Raw genomic sequence first — 21072 nt, forward strand, 5'->3', positions numbered from 1 at the left:
CGCCCTTAGGCTTTCTTTGCTGCCATAAAGGCCATCACGGCACCGACCGTCATGACGATCATGCCAAGAACGAACATCAGGCCGCCGATTTCCATGTCGAACACGTTCGAGAAAATCCGGCCAGCCACATCTGATGCGGCTTTCTGGATCGGGTCTGTCACCTTCGAGAGCTTGCCCATCAGGCCGCCATCGTCACCGCTGTCACCGCCCATATTCTTGATAACGGGCCACAGCAGCACCAGCCACGCACCGATGGCCGCGAACAGGCTGAATTTGCGTTTGTCGAGGAAGATCACAACCGTGGCCGCCAACGCGAAGGCCACCAGTAGATACACTTCCGGGTCTGCCGCGTCTGCATAGCTCATGGTGCCGATACGGCCAATTTCCACCATCGGCAGAAACGCGCCAATCGCCACCATCAGCGACCCGACCAAAGTGATAATATCATTACGCCCAAGACTGATTTTCATGAGATTGCTCCCCTCTTATTTAAAGCCCACGCCATCCTACGCCCAAAGTTCGATGTAAAACAAGCGCTTAGATCGAAGCCACCACCAACGGCGGTCCTATTGAAGGAACGCCTGCAATAAGGCACGGCGATCTTTTCAATCTGCGTTGGAGGAGCGCTTCCGATTGCCGAACCGGCGGGTCGCTGAAGGTAGCAGACGTGACGTGGCCGGCTGGACGCGCCCCTGCTGCAACTTGGATGAGGCATTAGAGGCTTCCAGCCTGGTTTTTTTTGTTTCTGGATAATAGTTGCTACCCAACCACCCAGTACCAATAACCGTGACTGCCAAGAGTGCAAATGGCCAGTGTTCCATGGCGCTGTGCACATAGGAGGCTTCTTTGACATTGCCGAGCGGGTAGCTAAATAGGTTCGCAAGGCTGACGCTGATCACTGTAACGAGAATGAGGCAGATAAGTATGCCAACATAATAGCCATGGGAGGAACGCGGCACGAAAGCAAAGGCGGCAGCCGCCAGCATCGGCACGTGCATCAATAAGCGGCCCGACATTGAAAGCTGGTTCACCTCAACCAGTGGCAAGGTAAACCAGGCGGCAAGCGATACAGCCACAAATGCAATGCTAATATAGGGTGTCCAGCCTGCATCCACGTATTGCCATGTTTTGTGTTGGGACTTCCACAGCACGGTTTCCTCAGTTGTCGTGAACAACTCGATCGCGGCACTGATCCACACACCGAAAGCCAACATAAGGAGTGACTTCGAAACAAAGCTCGTGAGCCCCAAATCCTCTGACAATATGGGATGCACATGAAATAGGACCATAGCCAGAAGGGGGATTGGAAGCCAACGGAAAAAATCGACTTTGAAAAGCGGCCAGCAGCCACCCAGAAGCATGAATAGTGGCAAACGACGCCACAATAGTTCGAGAAACGTTTCGCCTGCATAGGCATCGCGCCACATCGGCCCTGATGTCACAGCATAATAGTGTACGACAACCAACGCCGCCAACAATGTGGCGATAATCTCTTTAGCTTTCATGTCGGATATGCCCCCATCAGCAAAATCTCTTCTACGGATAGGCTATCGCACACCTATAGGGCGCGCAAACAACTACTAAAATTTGAGTTTTCTGATCAAGGCTATGAAATATTCCGCGCTAGCCAAAGGCTGCACTGTTCTCCAGTTCGCCACAACGAAGCAGGCGGCTGTCGAGAACGGCTGCCTGCCTGTGCTTCACCGCTTTGCGGTATTCAGGGTCTGTCACCATTTCCATGAAGGCGCCGGCATTCGGGTAGCGCGCCACAAATGCCAGGTCCCACGTTTCTTCCTTCGGGCCGATCAGCATCAACTGCGGCGCACCGCGCCAGACAATGCTGCCGCCCACGCGCGCGAAGATGGGGCCGCTTTCCTTGCCATACGCCTTGTAGGCGTCTGCCCCCGTCACCACTCCTTCTGGCGCTGTGCCCTCATACTCTGCCTTGTCCTTCAATCGGATCAGGTTCAGCATATTGATGGGCTGGTCGCGCGGCAGGTCCTTGAAGGCTTCGAACTGCTCGCGCTCGGGGTCGATGTGGCTCATAGTGTTCTCCCTTGTGGTTTATCCTGACATAGGGGAAAGCAGGCCTGCGGCAAGAAATTGCTCAGCCCATCCAGCTCACGATTTCGCGAACCACGCCGTCGGGCCGACGCGCCCAGTCAAAATGGCCAAGATACTCGCCCTGCTCTGTCTCTGTTAATTTGCGGCCTGTCAGGTCTGCCGATTTGAAGCAGCTACGGCTGAACGCAACAGCTGTATCGGGGGCCAGGCCGTCCCTCTCAAACGCAAGCGACAGCACCCGCCCCTCATAGCCCGCAATCGCGTCCATGGCATCTGGTGTTGCGGGGCCATCATAGCTGCCGCCCATGGCCCAGTCGCGCCAGTCCAGCATCAGCTGCCTGTATTCCCGCCCGCCAAAGCCCAGCCTGTCGCCCGGGAAGTGGCCCACAAGGGCGGTCAGCGCCGGCAGCATGCGACAAAGCCATTTGATCTGCCGCGCCCGCTTCGCGGGAAACAGGCCCTGGTAGGGAAACCCGCACGCCAGATGCACCACGCCCGCAATATCGTCCCGTTGTCCAGCTGTGATGGAACTCAGGTGCCCGCCCAGGCTGTGTCCGCCCAGAAAGAAGGGGGCATCGGGGAACAGGCTTTGGACGTGATTGATCGCCGCGGGAATATCATCGTTCAGAAAAGCATCGAGGCCGAAGGATTGGCCGCGCCCTGCCCTGTAGGGGCTTTCACCGTGGCCGCGTTGTTCAAACAGGCACACCCCGACGCCCGCGCCCGCCAACCCTTCCGCCAACCGGCGGTAGAAGCGTGCCTGCACACCAAGGGCCGGCAACAACAGCAGCGCCGCCTTTGGCTCCCCCCCGGGTTCAAATGACCATACAGGGACAGAGACCCCGCGGCCGTTATCGATGTTCGTCCAGTCCCCCATATGTGCCTTCCATTTATCAAACTGATCAGTCTCGTAAATGGACGCTAGCGACTTTGGGGATCAGAATCAATCCTGATCCGGATTGGGGAGGTGTGCTTTCAGAAGGGCCTCTGCGGCAGCTTCCTCTGCTGTGTAAAAGTCCGCGTCGACACTGTGGTCATAGCCTTCCTGCCGCGGCGCCATCAGGCCCTCAAGCGGGCTCAGGTCAAATGGGCACACTTTGGGCACTATGGGTGTGCCCTTTTGCGATTTTTGGGCACTATGGGTGTGCCCATTTTCCATTAAAAGATACCCTATTGTGCCGGCAAAATCGGCGCACAGGGCCTCGTAACTGATAGACGTGTGGGCCCATTCAGCCGCGAACAGATCAGAGAAGCGCGAGAGCAGATAGTGCACCCGGTAGGGATGAGTTTTCCGCGCGTCTGCAAGCAGCCACGGGTAGCTGATCGCCAGATCCCGATACCAGGGCAAAAGGTAAAAATGGCAGTAATCAGAATACGTTATCAGATTCCAGTCACGATCATTGGTGGCTCCCTTCAGTGTCGATCGCCAGCTGTCGCGCGGGTTTCTGCGCAGGTGCAGAATGCTGGCATCCGGGAATTTGGCGCGCAAAAACGGCAGGCGAAAATCGACCCGGTTGAACTGCAGAACAGGCCTCTCCGCAGCATGTGAAATCAGCGCGGCGACGTATTTTTCAAGGGCACTAGAATGGGCACTATGGCCCATGGCCAGATTCTGATAGGTCCATTTTGTCGAAAACAACTCGGACATATGCTCCAAGTCGTTGTAATTATTATAGTAATTCTGGACACCCCGATGAGTCTCGTCTGTGCCCTCGCCGCGCGTAGAAGGGTCAAACCAGCGCCTTTCATTCAGCGGCTCATAATAGGCGGTGAAGCCCGCGAGCCGGTCGAAGGCCTGCCACAACAGGGTTGATCCGCTCCGGAAGCGGGCCGTGATGAAGATCGCGTCATTTTCACCCAATACCCTGTTTTCATTAGGGAAATACCCTGCAGGCCGATAGCGCGGCAGCGGCGCGGCGGGCCGGAACAGGCCAAGCGTGCGGGCGGTGATTTGCTCCAAAGCCGAATGGCCTGCAAACCGTCGCATCAAGCGGTGTTGCAAAAGTTCACGCACGTCAACCCTCGTCCCGTAAGCGCTTGAAAAACTTCAGCAATTGATCTGCCTTGCTGTCCCATCCCTGGGTCAGGGCATGGGCGTGCGCGGCCTCAGCCATGCGTTTGCGCGTTACTTCGTCATTCAGCAGGTCGGTGATGGCATAGGCCACAGCGCCAACATCCTCGCCGTCCACCGACCGACCGGTTTGACCGTCCAGGATGGCGTCCACAGCGCCGCCGGCCTTGCCACCAACACTGGGCGTACCGGCCGCTGCGGCCTCCAGAAACACCAGGCCGAAGCCTTCGGTGTCACCGTCAGGCATGGTGCGGTTGGGCATCGCAAACAGGTCGGCACTGGCATAAAGGGACGGCAGCATCTCATCCTTTACAAAGCCCAGCATATGGACGCTGGCGTTCATTTCTGGCCGTTCTGCGGCAGCCTTCAACGCCTCCGAAAGTGGCCCCGTGCCTGCGATTGCGAGCTGAGCGCCGGGTACAGCGGCCAGGATGCGGGGCCAGGCCTCAATAAGGACGTCAAAGCCTTTCCGTGGCACCAGGCGACCGACCGCAAGCACTAGCGGGCCATGCCCCAACCCGAAGTGGGGCCGCACATTTTCCTTCGGCAACCGGTCGTATGTATCCAGGTCCACGCCGTTGGTGACCAGCTCGATGCGCTCCGGGTCCACGCCGTATTTGCGCGCCAGCAGGTCCGCCGTGAAGCTGCTCACGGCCACAATGCCGTCTGCGGCTTTCAGGGCCCTCCGTCGGCGCTCCTCCGCCCGAGCCGAATAGCAGGCCTGCGATATTTCTTCGCCGTGGGTATAGATCACGATTTTGGTGTCCGGGAAGATCGCCCGCAAGGGTTCCACCAGCCAGCCAAGCGCGTCCAGTGCCCCTAAGATAATGGTTTGATAGGATTTTTTCGACAATGTCTGTTTCAAGTAGGCGATGACTTTACGCCTCAGCAGCCTGTCCTGCACCGCCATCCAGGCGCGCCTCAACACGCCCACACGCCCGCTCACCAGCGGCGGACGAAGCTCTTCGATCCTGGTAATCGAATAAAGGGCACTATGGTCAAACTCCCCCACCCCCCCGACAATTTGGCCCGTCATATAGTCTTTTAAGGCGGTAAAAACTTCAAATTCATCCGGCTTGGAGGTAGCGACAGCATCATAGACAGTTTGAGCCCCACCGACCAAAGGGCAGTAATGTGTTGTTATAATTAAATTATTTTTGTTGGCTTTCACGAGCACAATTCCCCATTTGCCGCAGCAGCTAGATTGAGCCCTTCAGTGACGTGGCAGTCAACCTGTATTTTTTTGCGTATGCGTCATACGGGAAGTTGCCATTTTTCTTGCTGGAATATCCCAAAAGGATTGAAAGCAGCAAAGGTCGTGGTTAAAAAGGCAGCAAGCGGCTTGGATGCGTACATGCTATAAGAAGTTCGCGGTTATTGAGATATCGCACCAATCGGGTATTCAAGGAAAAACAGATGGCTATGCACGCAGAAGAAATAGAGAATCTGATCAAAGAGGGCTTGCCAGGCGCAAAAGTTCACATCGAGGATCTACGCGGCGACGGCGACCATTATGCAGCACATGTTGTCTATGATGGGTTTAAGGGTTTGTCGCGTGTCCAGCAGCACCAACTTGTGTACAAAAGCCTCAAGGGCCGTATGGGCGGCGAACTACACGCCCTCGCGCTCCAGACGAGCGCCCCCGAATAAGCGTCTCATCGCCTCCGCCACTGCTAAACCGGATAAGAATTATCACATTTTAACGCACAGCCCCTTGGAAAGTACACCAAGGAAGATTACTTGTAGCGAAGATGATTAAGTTAAAGGACGACGTAATGAGTGAAAATCCAGTGTTTGATCGAATCAAAGAATACGTCAACAAGGACGATGTAGTGCTGTTCATGAAAGGCACGCCAATCTTTCCTCAGTGCGGCTTCTCGAGTGTAGTTTCTCAGGTACTGACCCATGTCGGCGTACCATTTGAAACATACAATGTCCTAGAAGACTTTGACCTTCGCGAAGGTATCAAGGAATTTTCTGATTGGCCAACCATTCCGCAGCTGTATGTTAAGGGCGAGTTTGTTGGTGGCTGCGATATTGTTCGTGAAATGTTTGAATCAGGTGAATTGCAGCAGCTTCTCAAGGAACAAGGCCTTGCTGAGTAGTTAACTCAAAGCTTTAAATGCAAATCCAGAGGCGCCCGGTAGTTGGCGCCTCTTGCTTTTTGAGCCGCTATTTTTCAAATAGATATACAAATCGGCTTGTTTTCCCTTTGATCTCTGCATTGAAAGGAGACAACGTTAGGCTATCGCCTAGGTTAATAAGTATATCTGATTCAGCAACTAATTGAAAACCAACGCTCTCCATCTGAGCTTTTACTACATTAGGATCAATGCGGTGAAGGCGATCGAAGTCGTTGGGCCCTGCCCCTGCGGGGGCGACATGGTCGATGACAAGCACCTTCCCGCCTTCTTTCATCACCCGGTATAAGGACTGTAGAACAGCGTCCACATCTTCGTATCCGCCCCCTGGGCGAGCCTCATGAGAAAAATAATAATCATGGTAGGCCAAGACGGAGAATGCCACGTCCACGCTATTCGCCGCGATACCAAAAGTTTCTTTATTTTCATGGAGTTGAACAACGTTCGGTAGGCGGTTCTCGGCATAGCGGGCAGGCTCTGTTTCTTTCATAAAGGCCCAGTAAACAGCACCATTATGAGCATAAACCTTGCCGGTTTCACCGACAGCCCGGGACAGGATTTCAGTGTAGAATCCGCCTGCGGAGTTGATGTCTAGGACCGTTGTGCCCGGCTTTACCCCAGCGAATTCAAGGATTTCAGCCGGCTTGCGCTGGCTGTCGCGTGCGCGGTCTGCCGCTGGCCTCTCGGGGCTGTTGACCGCCGCCTGGATTGCGTCCGCGTGATGCTCTGCCTGAACCGTCACCGGCCCCATGAACGCGGCCCCAAGCGCCAGGGCCGCGGCGCCCGCGCGTAAAGAATTTCTAATCATCATCTGATTTCCCCACTCGTTCCAAGTTGATCCCCAAGTCATGGAGCATGCGCGCCGCGGCGGCACACACCAGCGGAAAGCGACGAACCGAGCCGAATGCGGGATAAAAGGCGCAGGGGCCCGCCCCCCGCGCGGGTATCAAGCCGACACGAGCGCAGGCTTGCCGGTCACAGGCTCCCCGTCCGGACCAAAGGCCCGCTTGAAAGTAAAGGCCATCGGCGTCGGGCCATTTTCCCGCAGGTATTCCAGATGCCTGGCGGCCTCATCAAGGCCGGGGCGGTGGCCTTTGGGCACCCACCACAGCACCATGTGCCCTTCGGACGGCATGTGAAACCATTCTTTCCGGCGCGCCAGATAATCAGTGTGGGCGGTCTTGTAGACATAGTTGAACAGGCTTTCCCTGTCCCGCCACACGCTGAGATTCGGCAGGGTTTCCGCGTCAAACAATGAGAAAGACATGGCGCTGCCCGTCTCGTCCTTGAGCCGCCAGACAAAGCCGTCCGACTGTTCGGCAAGCCCATTGATATGATCCAGCGCGCCAATGAAATCAGCCATTTCGGGACTGTCCTTGGCATATCTGATCTTGCCCACGTTAAGCTGAGCTAACTCGAAATCCGATGCATCAAAGGCCTTTTTGGGGTCGTCATCACGCGGCATTTCGCCCTCCGTTTTATCCTCACCTAGCTTTAGAGATGGGCACACAGGCGCCTGCATTAAAGCCACGATTTCTTCATGAAAGCATGAGCTTTTCTATTGAACGGAAGGCGAAAAAATGGGCACACTGGTAGTGCCCTTATGGCACAAAAGGGCACACCCATAGTGCCCATCGTGTGCCCTTTTTCTGTACCGAGGTTTTTCGACCCCATGGACACCTCCACGAGCCACACCGGAACGCCTGCGAAACGAATGCCCGCAAAGCCGCGCTGGCTGCGGCGTCTCACGGCCGGATCTGCCGCCGTCATGGTGGCGGCCTATGGGGGCCTGGTGATGAATACGGACCATAGTGCCCTCACGGCCCTTGAGGGCCTGTTTCTGTACCTTGTGGGCTTCGGGGCTGCCACCATCGCCAACTCAACCGGTGTGGGCGGCGGCGTCGTGTTCCTGCCGGCCTTCGAATATCTCGGCGCAGGCGGCCATATTGCCATCGTCGCCGGCCAGATTGTGGGCATGAGCTTCATCATCCAGTCGTTCGGCATGTCGACCGGGTCCCTCAGGTGGCTGCACCGCATCCACGACCCCAGAGGCACCGACACTGGCGTACCACCCGCTGTATTCCTGCGCATGCTGGGCCTGGTGTTGGCATGTGCCCTGCCCGCCATGCTGATCACCCAGAGCCTGCACACCAGCCCGCCGGAAGCCATTCTGTGGGCCTTCAAGACTGTTTCCGTGGCGCTGGGCCTGCTGGTGCTGATAACCAGCTGGCTGGGGCGCGGCCGGTTGCAGAACCGGTCACACCCAACCCGCGCTGATTATGCCCTGCTTGCGCTGCTCAGCGTCATCGGGGGTATCGCAACCGCCTTTTTCAGTGTCGGCGTGGGCGAACTGGTGGCGCTTTACCTGTTCACCCGAAACTTTCCGCTGATCACAACCGCCGCCCTTGCGGTCATTGCCAGCGCCGTCAGCGTGCTTTTTGGCGTGTGGGACCATCTGCTTTCCGGGCCCCAGCCGTGGGACATCCTGATGTATGTCATCCCTGGCGCGATCACCGGCGGCTTCATTGCCCGCCCTTTCGCGGAAATGCTGGGGCCGGTGCGGCTTAAGGTTTTTGCCGCAAGCTGGATTACCCTGTCTTCCACCTATCTTCTTCTCATCAGTTAGGGCAAGGCCAATTGGAGGCCTGCTTATCAGCAGCCTATTCGGGCTCCTGCCGGTCCGGCTCGCGACTGCAGCCTGGATGGCCTCGCGCAAATGACCAGGCGAAGGCCTGATGGCGGACGAGCGTTTTTCAGGCCCGTTTATCGCCCGATAGGCCTCAGGTAAAAAAGCGAAAAGGCGGCGTTTTCTGTGCCGCCTTTTTCTTGTTACTTCCAGGTACCTGTTTTTGGCATCAGTCTTCGGCGTCAGCGGGCTTTTCCGCGAATACCTTGCGGCCAGTAAACATGGCCGAGACAATGCCACCCCCATGGCGAATTTCCGTCCAGACCACCGCAGCGATATGCAGCACAATCAGCCCCAACAGGGCGAAGAAAACAATTTCGTGGGTGTCAATGAAGGGACTTCGAAACGCGCGCATGTCTTGGTAGGCTGCGGCATCAACCATATCCTTGGCATAGGGCACAAGGCTTGCGGGCTCTACCCCGTCTGCCGCGACCCATTCGGCGATCATACCGCCAAAGGGTGGGAAATAGATATCGGTGCCCGCCAGCACAAGGCCGGTCACGGCCTGCACGGTCATCAGCAACAGCAGCGCCGTCACGGCCAACCGTCCCATGGGATTGTGGCCCAGCCAGGCTGTCTTGTTGCCTGACCGATAGGCCTTGAGGTGAGCGCCATAGCCCCTGCCAAACGGCAGTATTTTGCTGAACCGGGCGTAGGTGCCGCCGATAAAGCCCCAGATGAGCCGCCAGAACAGATTGGCCGCGAACACATAGCCCGCGTACACATGCACTTCCTTGGCGAAAATCTTGCCTTCAGTGGAAAGCCCAAACGCCTTGCCGTTATAGATGACAAGCCCAACAGCAATCAGCACAAGAATGCTGAGGAAGTTGACCCAGTGGAACAGGCGTGTTGTGCGGTCCCAAACTTGGTAGCTTTTCATATGGTTGAACACTGGCGCGCCCCCTTTCATTAATGCATTGGATTAATGAAAGCAGGATATCAGGCATCCTGGCTGCGATAAAGACGGATCGGTGCGCTTATTGGTCGCGTTCAGTCGTCACCTTGATCTGCACGAGCCTGACGTTCAAGCATCACACCGTAGATGGACCCACCCATCACACCAAGCCCCATACCAATGGAAATCCCAAGTGGCATCCCCACGGCCATATCATTCATTACGCTTCCGAAAGCAGCCCCGAGAGCCGAGCCTACGCCAGCCCCCAGCGAACAGCCGAGCCCCACAGCCATGGCCTTTTGCTTATCAAGCGCGCGCCGGGCTTCCTTGTCAGTTTGAATATCAGGCATGTATCCCCCCGATAGTATCCCCTTATTGTCCCCACGGCGCTTATAGCAAACTTTTAGACAAATTGCACTGACATGATGTAGCTGCTGTAAGAGCATGCACCCCAACTGAAGAAGATGAAGATAGGGCTAATCGCCCCCTTTGACGACAGGAACTGCCCTCTCTATCGCTTCTTGAAGAGGAACTTTATCACCATGTTTGCCGTCAAGAGTTGCAGACGCATTATAGGCCACAACCCTTATTGCAGCCTCCAATAACTGTTCCATTATTACATCGTTTTCCTGCCCCAACTCATGAATTTGTTGCTTGAAGCTTTCATAAGACTTCGCCAATGCCTCTTTGTGCGCATATTCTTGCTCAAGTCTTTGTGCCTCACTTCTTCTTTTTGAAGCAAACACAGCCAACCAGATTAAAGGTCCTAGGAATGGAAGCTTCAGGAGAAAACTGCTGCCTAATTCAGATAAGTTTGTAGCGTGCGTAAACTTTAAAGGCCACTCGCCAATGCTCTCCACTGAAAAGATGAACCCAATAACGAACAACCCTGCCATCGCGGCGTAAAACAGACGGGAATTAAACTTTATTGGATCTTCAAAAGTCTTCCGCCTATCAGCATAAGCAGACGCTAGTCCGGCACTGGTAGCACCCGGCAATAAATCCTCAATTCTCTTTTCAAAAGCAGCAAACTTTTTCTGATGAGATTCCGCTAAATCTTTATAAGCTTGTATTTTTTCTTGCAGCTCATTTTTTAAGCCTCCCTCTATCTTACCTTCTTCATTTTCTTGCCCGAAGGCTTCGTGATAGAATTCAGACAGTTCTTCCAATTCTTTATCACAAGTTTTTAGGATCTCCTGAATTTGTTGCCTATTTCCCTGAGCTTCCGATCTTGCCTCAGCAATCTCTTTTACAATCCCATCCTTTTCTGCTTCTCCGAAGAGTTCTCTATGGTAATTGCCAAATCGCTCCTGATTTTCGGTGAGTTCGCTCAACAACTCCGACACCTGTTGCTTCAACGCAGGTTCACCATTGCATCCCTCAAAGTATTCATCTTTTAATTGGTTGATCTCACTACTATTTTTAAGACTAGTAGCGAGGAGTTCTCCTGTCTCCGTCGCATTTGCAGCTATTTGGGAGAGCGCCCCAGAAGACTTCTCTTCTATATCTTTTATCGCGCTCTCTAGCGTCTTAGCATATTGAATGAATGACGCTCTAGCAGAACGGACCGCTTTACCATCAAGCTTTTGGTAGGGCTGAATCTGAACCAAGATTTGATCCACACTCGCATTTGCTTGCTCCAAATACGCTGTATTCCTTGAGCTAACATAATTGGCAAACTGACCATTGCAGTTGGCGGCTGGCGTCTGACAATTGTTCCAAAGTGCCTGCGGGATCAGCTCAGGATCACATGCCTTTATGAAAGAATCAACATAACGAAATGCCTTAACAAATCTTGCCAATTCTTTCTTCTCTGGAAAGTTAGTCACCTTTCGAAGATCTATCCCCTTAGTCAGGTCACCCAGATTTTTCCATATCGTGACAAACTGACTTCCCTTGAATTGATCCAACCATCTGCTCATTTTAGCCCCCCTGAAATTGTCGACCGAAGCAATAGACCTAATCTTCGATCATTCAGTAGATAGCTGTAGAATGCAACTCAGTAAAAAGGCGGCCACAGGGACCGCCTTTGTATGTTCGCCACTCACCGGCTTGACCGGTGAGTCTATGATTGCCGCCACTATGGATCCGCCGATCAGGTCGGCGAATGACGGAGAGCGCGTTACCTATTCCGGCTTGCGGAATTTAAGTGTCATACGGTCGCTTTCGCCGATATGATCATTCTCGCCAGACCTGTTGGAGGGCGGCAAGCGCCAGACCTGGTCCCCTTCCGCGGGCTGGTCCTTCGGGTTGGCGTTCACCTCGCTTGTGGCCACGAGAATAAAGCCTGCGGCCTTGATCTCACGGATCAGGGCAGACTGCTTTACATAGCCATTATAGCCCCGCGCCCATTCATCTGAGGCCTCTTCAGGTGCCCGGTGTTGCACAACCCCGAAAACGCCGCCCGGCTTCAACGCCTTGAAAATGCCGGTGAGTGCCCGCTGCAAATGGCCGTCCACACGGGTTGCCAGATGCAGCGTGCGGATCGCCAGAACGGCGTCCAACTGGCCCTCAAGGCGCGCCGGGACATCATCCATGCGGAAGGCATCGACCTTTGCGTCCCCTGCGCTGCGCCAGCCTTCCGCCCGTTCGCGGAAGCGGCCAACCCAGGTTTCCTGGTCAGCAATATATTTGTCCGGATCGTCAGCAAAGCGGCTGTAATCCCGCCAGGATTCCATATTGAGGTCCGCGCCCACATAAATGCCCTTTTCCCCAAGGTACGGCAGCAAGATACCGCCATACCATTCCTGTCCTGGAAGGAAATCGGCCACTTTCATCCCCGGTTTGACACCGAAAAATTCAAGCGTTTCCTTGGGGTGGCGATACTTGTAGCGCGCCTTCATATGGTCTGGCTGCGCGGCCAGAACCTGATCCAGCTTTGTGGATGCGTCAGATGCAGCAACACTACCCACCCCAAAACCGCAAAGGCCAAATAAAGCCGCGATCAAAAGCCTTTTCATCTATCTGGCCCTATTCCGGCTTGCGGAACTTGAGGGTCATGCGGTCGCTTTCGCCAATGTCTTTTGCGTCACCCGATGGTGGCAGGCGCCAAACATAATCATTTTCTGTTGGCTGGTCCTTGGGATTGGCGTTCATCTCTGACGTTTCAACCAGTTCAAACCCGGCAGCTGTGACGGCCTTGACCACGGCATCCTGCTTGACATAGCCGTTGAAGCCCTTGGCCCACTCATCGCTGTTACCCTCTGGCGCCCGGTGCTGGATGATACCAAGCGTGCCGCCCGGCTTCAGAAGGCGCATGATGTCTGCAAGCGCGCTTGAGAGCGTACCACCGGTTTCTTCATGCTTGTGCAGGTGGTGGGTAGCGCGCACCATCAGGAACACATCGACAGAGCCGTCCATCGAGGCCGGGAAATCACCAAACAGGTGGGCGCTGATATCGGCTTCGCTGCCGCCACGCCATTGTTCCGCTGCAGCGGTGAAGCGGGCTGGCCAGCCCTTGTGGTTGGCCAATTTTTCGGCATCACCCTTCCAGTCGATCGCGCGGTGCGCCAGCGAATATTGCACGCCGATGAGCGCGCCATCGTCGCCCAGGTACGGCAGAAGGATGCGGCTATAGTATTCGCCCGGCAGTGTATCGGCCACCGTCATGCCCGGCTTGACGCCGAAGAACTCAAGCGCCTGTTTCGGGTGACGATATTGGTAGCGTGCCTTGATCGCATCGGGCTGGGCCTCGAGCACGGCATCGAGCTTCATAGACGCGTCATGGCCATGGTGCTCTGCTGTGGCAGCGCCCGCAAGCATGCCGCCCAGTGATACAGCCACCGCAGCGGCCCTGAATAAAGCTTTCATGAAAGTCCCCCTCTTATTGTTCCAAAATGGTTTGTTTCCATGAAGGGACCTTAACCGCGCGCGCAGTAGGCGACTATAAAACTTGGGGTTAGTTTCGGACACAAATATGTGATCAGCCTTGCAAGCCCTTTCTTTTGGACTTGCAAGGTATGCTGTGTGCATCTGGAAAATACCGCTTTAGTCCAAGTCAGCCTGTTTGCGCACCTGCAACAGGCGGTCAGCGGCATTTTGGAACTGCTCTGTGATATTTGCGAACACCGCCATGTTGTCCGCGTCCGACAGGCCAAAGATTTTCAACCCGTCCTGCACATCCTGAAGGTGATCCTTGATTTTACCTTCTTCCAGTCCATCGACCCGGGCGAGCGCGGCTGCAACAGCTGCCTGTGCGATTGAGCTGCGACGCTGTTGCTGAAGCACAGCCTCCTGAAACGCCATAGACAGTGCGTGTGCATATGACTGGCAAAGGCCGGCGAGTGCTACGTCGGAATAGGTCTTGCCCTGGCCAACCTGCTTTGCCGCTGCATCAAAGATTTCACCAGCATCCTGGGCGGGAGGGCCTCCGTTTGCCGCGGTGCTTGATTCCGATGTTGGCGCCTTGGCCTTCGCTCTGGTGTCGGAGGCAGGCGGCGTTTCCGTTTCTGGGTGTTGAGTATCGGGCATGGCCTAGTCCACCTCTTGCGTGGCTTTCAAGGCCGTCATCAAACTGAGCATGGTGTCTGGCTCCGACCGGCCTGCACCATAAATGGTCGCGACACCCTGCGCAGTCGCAGCCTGAGCCACGATATTTTGCTGCTGCTGGGCCGCAGTCGCGTTGGCGAACATCACTGCAAGCGAACTGGACATCGCCTGGCTTAGGGCGCCAATTGCCATTGCAGGCGCCTCACCAAGCACGGTGACATTGGTTTGGGTGATAGCATCGGTGATCTGACTGTTCACAGGTGTGTTGTCTGCCATGGTGGTCCCCTTTTCCGTGCCTTGCCTGCTATTTCTTGTGACTGTCTGACGCAACCATAGCGCTGCGCTGCTGCTCGGCTACCATGTTGGCGTACAGGATAGACTGTGCCTGCGCGAGCGACTGGTAAATCGTGCCCATGGCCATTGCGGGCGCCTGAGCAAGTACAGTGATGTCTGACTGGGTTACGGCATCTGTAATCTGGCCGTTTACGGGTGTTGGCATTGCCATGGATAACGCTCCTGTTGCTAAAAGTCCGGGACACTCAAGACAATTATTGGTAGAGCTTATGCTCGCAATGATAATTTTGAAAGAAGATTTCCTTTAGAGGCAATGGTTCCGGTTGTATTCGGCGCAAACAGATATTGTGCCCACCATGGAAGAAGGCCGGCGCAACAGCACCGGCCTTCGATGGTCTTGATCGTTCGTAGGACGAGTTTTATTCCGCCGCTTCAACCTCGTCGGCGGGCAGGTAGAGGTCGGCACCGCGCTTGGCGAATTCTTCCGACATCTGCTTCATGCCTGTCTCGGCCTCTTCCTTCTTGGCGGCGTAATCGCGCACATCCTGGGTGATTTTCATCGAACAGAACTTCGGCCCGCACATGGAGCAGAAATGCGCCACCTTGTGGGCTTCCTTCGGCAAGGTCTGGTCGTGGAAATCGCGGGCCCGGTCCGGGTCGAGCGACAGGTTGAACTGGTCTTCCCAGCGGAACTCGAACCGTGCGCGGGAAAGCGCGTCATCGCGGATCTGGCTCGCCGGGTGGCCTTTCGCCAGGTCCGCTGCGTGCGCCGCCAGCTTGTAGGTGATCACGCCTTCCTTCACGTCATCGCGGTCCGGCAGGCCAAGGTGTTCCTTGGGCGTCACGTAGCACAGCATCGCCGTGCCGTACCAGCCGATCTGCGCCGCACCGATGGCCGACGTGATATGGTCATAGCCCGGCGCGATATCGGTCGTCAGTGGCCCAAGCGTATAGAAAGGTGCTTCATGGCAGTGCTTCAGCTGCTCTTCCATGTTTTCCTTGATCTTGTGCATCGGCACGTGGCCTGGCCCTTCGATGAAGACCTGCACGTCATGCTCCCACGCGATTTTGGTCAGTTCCCCGAGCGTGCGCAATTCCGCGAACTGGGCTTCATCGTTGGCATCCGCGATGGAACCGGGACGCAGGCCGTCGCCAAGGCTGAAGGCCACGTCATACTGCTTCAGGATTTTGCAGATATCCTCGAAGTGGGTGTAGAGGAAGCTTTCCTTATGGTGCGCCAGGCACCATTTGGCCATGATCGAGCCGCCGCGGGACACGATGCCGGTGACGCGCTTGGCCGTCAGGTGGATGAACGGCAGGCGCACGCCGGCATGGATGGTGAAATAGTCAACGCCCTGCTCGCACTGCTCAATCAATGTATCGCGGTAAATCTCCCACGTCAGGTCTTCGGCGATGCCGTCCACCTTCTCAAGCGCCTGATAGATTGGCACGGTGCCGATGGGCACAGGCGAGTTCCTAATGATCCATTCGCGGGTGTTGTGGATGTTGCGACCGGTGGAGAGGTCCATCACGGTATCCGCGCCCCAGCGTGTGGCCCAGACCATCTTGTCCACTTCTTCCGCGATGGAAGAGCTGACAGCCGAGTTACCAATGTTGGCGTTGATTTTCACCAGGAAGTTCCGGCCGATAATCTGTGGCTCGCTTTCCGGATGGTTGACGTTGTTCACCAGAACCGCACGGCCGCGCGCGATCTCGGACCGAACGAATTCGCCGGTGATATAATCAGGAATTTCAGCGCCGAAGCTTTCGCCCGAGCGCTCAAGCTTCTCAGCCTGGATTTTACGGCCCAGGTTTTCGCGCACGGCAACAAATTCCATCTCAGGCGTCACGATGCCTTTGCGGGCATAGTGCATCTGGGTGACATTCATGCCTTCCTTGGCCTTGAGGGGGCGCTTCTTGACCGGGAATTCAGGCGCGAGATATTTGTCTTCCACATTGCCGTTGTCTTCCGGCTTCATGTCGCGGCCTTCATATTCCTCCACGTCGCCGCGCGCCAGGATCCACTCCTTGCGCAGTTCCGGCAGGCCCTTGTAGATGTCGATCTCCGCGGTCGGATCGGTGTATGGCCCAGACGTGTCGTAAACGCGCACCGGCACTTCATTGGCGGTTGGATGCAGGTGGATTTCCCGCATGGGCACGCGCACGCTCGGGTCGTTCTCGCTCCGTACATAGACTTTCTTCGAGCCGGAGATCGGACCGGTGGTGATTTTGAAATCGGTATTGGCTGTATCAGGCATAATAAGCTCCGTTCCTTCGCTGGTGTTAGCCAGATCAGGTTCTAAGGGTCACTGTTATGCGGTCAGATCGCTTGTGAAACCACTCGTGATCGCTGCTTGCAGACTCTCAGCCCTTCACGCCCTTATTGGCAGCGGGGCTCCCCTCGGAACACAGGTGTGTAGGCCCCCGGTGTACGCCTCTTGGGCGACCCGATCAAGAGCAGATTGGTAAGAATTGCGTGAAAGTCAAAGCTGTTTGATGAAACAATACTCGGTCGTGTTGGAACTATCATTCAAGTCCCGCGTGTAGCCTTGCTTCACATACCCTTCGCGTTCATAGAAGCGATGTGCCCGGGTGAAACGAGTGTCTGACCACAATTCCATTTCAGAAGCGCCGCGTGCACGGGCCTTGTCCTCAACAAAATGCAACAGCTTGAGCCCCATACCGGAACCACGCAGGTCTTTTGAAAGATAAATGCGCTTCAGCTGGAAGCGCATGCCGTCAAGCGGCGCATAGGAAACACAGGCGAGCAATGTGCCATCGTCGCCATCGACCACAAAACCTTCCCCATCAATGCTGTCCATATAAGATGCATAAGCTTGCAGGTCGGCATCCAAATCATCTGGCTCGAGGTGGACACCTTCATATTCACTGAAGATTCCCCCGATCAGAGAAATCAAACCGTCTCGGTCATCGTCTTTGACACTGCGTAACTGCATTATTGTTCCTTCCCATGCTCAGGCACCTCAGGTAGGCGGCGCCCTTGAAGCCACTTGGCCCGTGCGCTGAAGCTTGCCTTTATGGCCGCAATTTCTTCCGGCGTAAGGTCCGGATGCCAGACCTCAAAAATCAGGACGACGCGCAAGTCGTCACTATCATTCCGGGCTTCATGATCGAAGCTGTCGTCGAAAGCGATCAACTCACCTTCAATCCACTGCCTCCACTCCTGTCCGACGCGTATCTGACAATCTTTGGGAACAATCAGTGGCAGATGCACGGTTATTCCATGGTTTGATAAACCAAAATGCGGCGGGATATGCTGGTGCGGCTTCAGCAGCGAGAAGAACACTTCAAATGGGTTGTCCCCCACGCACACAAGGGGCGCAGATTTCAGGGCTGACAGTGTTTTCGGGAATTCGCCGATGAGCGCGTCATTGGGCCTGCCGTCACGGTAAAGGTCAAGCGCGGTCCAATTCATGGTGCCGTTGATCGGGTCAAACTCTGGTCCCAGCTGCTGGCCTGCGTCCAGATATGGTCTGCCGGCTTCATCGGCGCTCGGTAGAGCCGCCAGAAGTTCGGATTTGATATCGTCAAAAGCCGCCTCAACCGCATCGGCCCAGGGCATGTGGTCCCGCGTCAGATAGCGCAATGGACTAATCCCGGGAATATATAACTCATGGGGTTTCTGATCCGCCTCACGATAGCCGGAAAAGCCTTCAATATGCTGAACCCAGCTGGCTTCCTTGATCCGAGGCACCCCTTTGGTTGCTTCAGCATGCAGGCTTTGCATCTTCGCGGCGATGCAGTCAAACGCCGCGTTAGACCGTCGCGCAGTCTCGGGGTCAGCGTCAGGGCTGTGGTAAAGTGTTGTCATGCGGGCATCCACATCCGCGCCAAGGGAATAGATCTGGGCGGCCTGCTCCTTGTCACCCTGCGCCTCGAAGAAAGCCCCTGCATAAAGATAAGACAACATGTTGCCGGGGGCCGCCTTGATACACCGCGCATAGGCCACTCGCGCGCGATCCGGAGTGCCGATTTGCTCTTCCACCACCGCCAGCCTGTACTGGGTGGGTGCATGGTCAAGCGACGCGGCGCCCTGGCGCCTCAGATAGGCAAGCCCCTCTGAATCCTGCCCCCGATCAAATGAAATGTCTGCCAGGAGCCAAAGCGCTTTCTTGTGCTTTGGGCTCAGGGCCAGAACCTGCTTCATCGCCCCAGAGGCCTGCGCATCGCCCGTCCGCAGCCCCTGCTCGGCCGCCTGGAATAGCTTTTCGGCCTGCGCCGCCTGGGCAAAGGATGTCCCCAGAAAATCCATCCGCCGCCCGCGGCCGGAGAACCATTTGTCATAGCGGTCCATGATCGCAGCTGTTTCCTGCTGCTCTTCTTCTGTCAGGGCCGGGTTCCAGACCTCGAAAATCAGATTGACCCGCAAACCATCTGACCTGTTCCAGGCCTCATGCTCGAAGGTGTCATCAAAGGCCATCAGCTTTCCTGCCTCCATCACCCGCGTCTCCTCCCCTGCCCTTAGGGCACAGGCACTGCCCTCGGGTACAATGATCGGCAGGTGTACCGTCAGCCGGGCGTTCGAAGTACCAAAGTGCGGCACAATGTGCATGCCTGGCTGCAGTAGGCTGAAGAATACTTCGACCGGCCGGTCCCCTGTGCGGCATAGCGGCAGCGGTTCAAGCGCCGCCATGGTCTTTGGGAACTTTTCCAGAACCCGATCATTAGGCGTGCCACCGTTATAAAGATGGATGGCGCTCCAATTCATATTCCCTGCAAACTCTTTCCAGTGTTCGGCCTCGGCCATATGGGCCGCGATATAAGGCGTGGCGTCATCGAGAGAGAGCGCTGCCTGAACCTCTGCACGGATATCTTCGTAGGCATCTTCGATGGCTTTTGCCCATGGAAGATCCGCACCATCAAACCAAGCTTGCGGCGGCAGAGCAGGCAAGAAGAAGCGCTCTGGTCGCTGCATTGGGTCATTCCAAACGGGCTCCCCGGTTTCATGAAAGCGCCAGCTTGCGCCCTCAAGTGCCCCGTCGTGCGCAATGTCACCGAACACAAGGTCGGCAACATAGCCTTCCAGGAACGCTGGTGCTTTCGTCAGAATCGCTCGGAGCATAGGCTCTGCCTTGCCATTGCCCGAAAGGATATCAGCAACTGGCATTCCCTGAAGTGCAAGGGACAAGCAATCTGCGGCAAGGTCATCCTGGCCGGCTTGCTGTGCAGCGCCGCCCAAATACACCAGGTTGGCAAGGGCACCAGGCTGAAGTTTGAGTGCTTCCTTAAGCGCTTTCACCGCCTCTTGAAAACGGCCCTGCTGCATTTCCGCAACCCCGAGGGAGCGCCAGCCCTCGGCAGACAGATTATCAACCTTCAGATAATTACGGATTGCGTGGGCGCTTTTAGCAAAATCGCCCCGACTGGCGGCACGGGCGCTCAGGAATTGCCACGACGCCAGGGCATCTGGCTTACGCCCGACGATTTGCTTGTGCAGTGTTTCTGCCCTTTCCAGGTCTCCCTGCTTCTGGGCGTACTGCGCTTGCTGCCATATTTCCTGAAGTGATTGTGCCACACGTCGTCCCCTAAACTTCTGAAGCTTGTGTAGCCGATCACCGCGCGCTCGCCAAGGCACAAGCTGTCGCAGCGCATGCTAAATGGGCAGGGCAACCGCTTATAGATGCATGCGCTTCGTCGTCAGCTACACCAACCCTGGGCAGCAACCGAACAAAAGAAAAGGCCGCCCAGCGTCTGCCGGACGGCCTTCCCGAAATGTCCAGACCCGTAAAAATTAACGGGAGTAGAATTCCACCACCAGGTTTGGTTCCATGATCACTGGGTATGGCACTTCGTCGAGCGCTGGGATGCGAACGTACGTAGCTTTGTGGCCATCAACAGATACATATTCAGGAACGTCACGCTCTGGGCTTTGTGCTGCTTCCAGAACCATTGGGATGTTGCGTGATTTCTCACGAATTTCCACAACGTCACCAGCCTTCAGCAGGCGGGAAGGAATGTTACAGCGCTTGCCGTTCACGAGAACGTGGCCGTGGTTCACAAACTGACGTGCAGCGAACACGGTCGGAACGAACTTCGCACGGTAAACGATTGCGTCCAGACGGCACTCGAGAATGCCGATCAGGTGCTCACCGGTGTCGCCGCGACGACGCACAGCTTCGTCATAGTAGCGACGGAACTGTTTCTCGGAGATGCTGCCGTAGTAGCCTTTGAGCTTCTGCTTGGCGCGCAGTTGGATACCGAAGTCAGACAGCTTGCCTTTACGGCGCTGACCGTGTTGACCTGGACCGTATTCACGGGAATTCACTGGGGATTTAGCACGGCCCCAGATGTTTTCGCCCATACGGCGGTCAATTTTATATTTCGCTTGGATACGCTTGGACATGCGAATCGCTCCTTTCAAATAAGCGCCACGGGCGGTGTGCTGTCCGAAAACCAGTGCACTTTGGTACCC

Annotated in this window: 23 protein-coding genes and 1 riboswitch; of the genes, 3 read left to right on the top strand and 20 right to left on the bottom strand. The window is 55.8% G+C overall.

The annotated features are described in order from the left end of the window. Positions 1-5: 5 nt before the first annotated feature. From KORLAC_RS12125 to KORLAC_RS12150, 6 genes are all read right to left on the bottom strand, one after another. A complete protein-coding gene (locus tag KORLAC_RS12125; RefSeq protein ID WP_068306930.1) occupies positions 6-470 on the bottom strand; it encodes a hypothetical protein in 465 nt (154 codons plus the stop codon). Between the two features lie 135 nt (positions 471-605). Then, positions 606-1505, bottom strand: coding sequence for a hypothetical protein (locus tag KORLAC_RS12130; protein ID WP_068306931.1), 900 nt, complete (start codon positions 1503-1505; stop codon positions 606-608). Positions 1506-1623: 118 nt separating this feature from the next. After that, positions 1624-2046, bottom strand: coding sequence for a DUF1330 domain-containing protein (locus tag KORLAC_RS12135; RefSeq protein WP_068306932.1), 423 nt, complete (start codon positions 2044-2046; stop codon positions 1624-1626). Positions 2047-2107: 61 nt separating this feature from the next. Then, the gene (locus KORLAC_RS12140) at positions 2108-2941 is read right to left on the bottom strand and encodes an alpha/beta fold hydrolase (RefSeq protein ID WP_068306933.1); all 834 of its coding nucleotides are present in this window, start codon (positions 2939-2941) and stop codon (positions 2108-2110) included. Between the two features lie 66 nt (positions 2942-3007). Further along, positions 3008-4078, bottom strand: a complete 1071-nt coding sequence (locus tag KORLAC_RS12145; protein ID WP_068306934.1) for a sulfotransferase — start codon at positions 4076-4078, stop codon at positions 3008-3010. A gap of 1 nt (position 4079) precedes the next feature. After that, positions 4080-5171: a glycosyltransferase family 4 protein gene (locus KORLAC_RS12150; protein WP_068306935.1), complete on the bottom strand. Its 1092-nt coding sequence runs from the start codon at positions 5169-5171 to the stop codon at positions 4080-4082. A gap of 380 nt (positions 5172-5551) precedes the next feature. On the opposite strand from KORLAC_RS12150, the gene KORLAC_RS12155 reads away from it, so the two are divergent. Together KORLAC_RS12155 and grxD are read left to right on the top strand one after the other, a co-directional pair. After that, a complete protein-coding gene (locus KORLAC_RS12155) occupies positions 5552-5785 on the top strand; it encodes a BolA family protein (RefSeq protein ID WP_068306936.1) in 234 nt (77 codons plus the stop codon). A gap of 125 nt (positions 5786-5910) precedes the next feature. Further along, on the top strand, positions 5911-6240 hold the full coding sequence (grxD, locus tag KORLAC_RS12160) for a Grx4 family monothiol glutaredoxin (RefSeq protein ID WP_068306937.1): 330 nt from the start codon (positions 5911-5913) through the stop codon (positions 6238-6240). Positions 6241-6307: 67 nt separating this feature from the next. Here grxD and KORLAC_RS12165 read toward each other — a convergent pair whose 3' ends face one another. Together KORLAC_RS12165 and KORLAC_RS12170 are read right to left on the bottom strand one after the other, a co-directional pair. After that, positions 6308-7087, bottom strand: coding sequence for a class I SAM-dependent methyltransferase (locus KORLAC_RS12165; RefSeq protein WP_082714648.1), 780 nt, complete (start codon positions 7085-7087; stop codon positions 6308-6310). Between the two features lie 135 nt (positions 7088-7222). After that, the gene (locus KORLAC_RS12170; RefSeq protein WP_068306938.1) at positions 7223-7741 is read right to left on the bottom strand and encodes a DUF3291 domain-containing protein; all 519 of its coding nucleotides are present in this window, start codon (positions 7739-7741) and stop codon (positions 7223-7225) included. 249 nt (positions 7742-7990) lie between these two features. On the opposite strand from KORLAC_RS12170, the gene KORLAC_RS12175 reads away from it, so the two are divergent. Continuing rightward, entirely contained in the window at positions 7991-8902 is a 912-nt protein-coding gene (locus KORLAC_RS12175; RefSeq protein WP_068306939.1) for a sulfite exporter TauE/SafE family protein, read from the top strand. 229 nt (positions 8903-9131) lie between these two features. Here the strand turns inward: KORLAC_RS12175 and KORLAC_RS12180 are convergent, their stop codons facing one another. The 12 genes from KORLAC_RS12180 to rpsD all read right to left on the bottom strand — a co-directional run bounded on the left by KORLAC_RS12180 (position 9132) and on the right by rpsD (position 21003). Then, a complete protein-coding gene (locus KORLAC_RS12180; protein ID WP_241493410.1) occupies positions 9132-9854 on the bottom strand; it encodes a cytochrome b/b6 domain-containing protein in 723 nt (240 codons plus the stop codon). Positions 9855-9952: 98 nt separating this feature from the next. Beyond that, a complete protein-coding gene (locus KORLAC_RS12185) occupies positions 9953-10207 on the bottom strand; it encodes a hypothetical protein (RefSeq protein ID WP_068306941.1) in 255 nt (84 codons plus the stop codon). A gap of 126 nt (positions 10208-10333) precedes the next feature. Beyond that, entirely contained in the window at positions 10334-11779 is a 1446-nt protein-coding gene (locus KORLAC_RS12190; protein WP_068306942.1) for a GumC domain-containing protein, read from the bottom strand. Positions 11780-11983: 204 nt separating this feature from the next. Continuing rightward, a complete protein-coding gene (locus KORLAC_RS12195) occupies positions 11984-12817 on the bottom strand; it encodes a class I SAM-dependent methyltransferase (protein ID WP_068306943.1) in 834 nt (277 codons plus the stop codon). Between the two features lie 10 nt (positions 12818-12827). Beyond that, positions 12828-13667, bottom strand: a complete 840-nt coding sequence (locus KORLAC_RS12200; RefSeq protein ID WP_068306944.1) for a class I SAM-dependent methyltransferase — start codon at positions 13665-13667, stop codon at positions 12828-12830. A gap of 177 nt (positions 13668-13844) precedes the next feature. After that, positions 13845-14327 (bottom strand): RebB family R body protein, encoded by a 483-nt coding sequence (locus KORLAC_RS12205; protein ID WP_068306945.1) that lies wholly within the window; start codon positions 14325-14327, stop codon positions 13845-13847. Between the two features lie 3 nt (positions 14328-14330). Beyond that, entirely contained in the window at positions 14331-14621 is a 291-nt protein-coding gene (locus tag KORLAC_RS12210; protein WP_068306946.1) for a RebB family R body protein, read from the bottom strand. A 28-nt stretch (positions 14622-14649) separates the two neighbouring features. Then, entirely contained in the window at positions 14650-14850 is a 201-nt protein-coding gene (locus tag KORLAC_RS12215) for a RebB family R body protein (RefSeq protein WP_068306947.1), read from the bottom strand. 208 nt (positions 14851-15058) lie between these two features. Next, on the bottom strand, positions 15059-16897 hold the full coding sequence (gene thiC, locus KORLAC_RS12220; protein WP_068306948.1) for a phosphomethylpyrimidine synthase ThiC: 1839 nt from the start codon (positions 16895-16897) through the stop codon (positions 15059-15061). Beyond that, positions 16892-17051, bottom strand: a riboswitch (TPP riboswitch). (Overlaps the previous gene by 6 nt.) Before the next feature lie 71 nt (positions 17052-17122). Next, complete coding sequence (locus KORLAC_RS12225) at positions 17123-17596, bottom strand: GNAT family N-acetyltransferase (RefSeq protein ID WP_068306949.1); 474 nt, start codon at positions 17594-17596, stop codon at positions 17123-17125. After that, complete coding sequence (locus tag KORLAC_RS12230; protein WP_068306950.1) at positions 17596-20175, bottom strand: aspartyl/asparaginyl beta-hydroxylase domain-containing protein; 2580 nt, start codon at positions 20173-20175, stop codon at positions 17596-17598. The genes KORLAC_RS12225 and KORLAC_RS12230 overlap by 1 nt, the downstream gene beginning before the upstream one ends. Positions 20176-20391: 216 nt before the next feature. Next, on the bottom strand, positions 20392-21003 hold the full coding sequence (gene rpsD / locus KORLAC_RS12235; RefSeq protein ID WP_068306951.1) for a 30S ribosomal protein S4: 612 nt from the start codon (positions 21001-21003) through the stop codon (positions 20392-20394). Positions 21004-21072: the final 69 nt, after the last annotated feature.

The organism is Kordiimonas lacus, from assembly GCF_001550055.1.
Taxonomy (GTDB): domain Bacteria; phylum Pseudomonadota; class Alphaproteobacteria; order Sphingomonadales; family Kordiimonadaceae; genus Kordiimonas; species Kordiimonas lacus.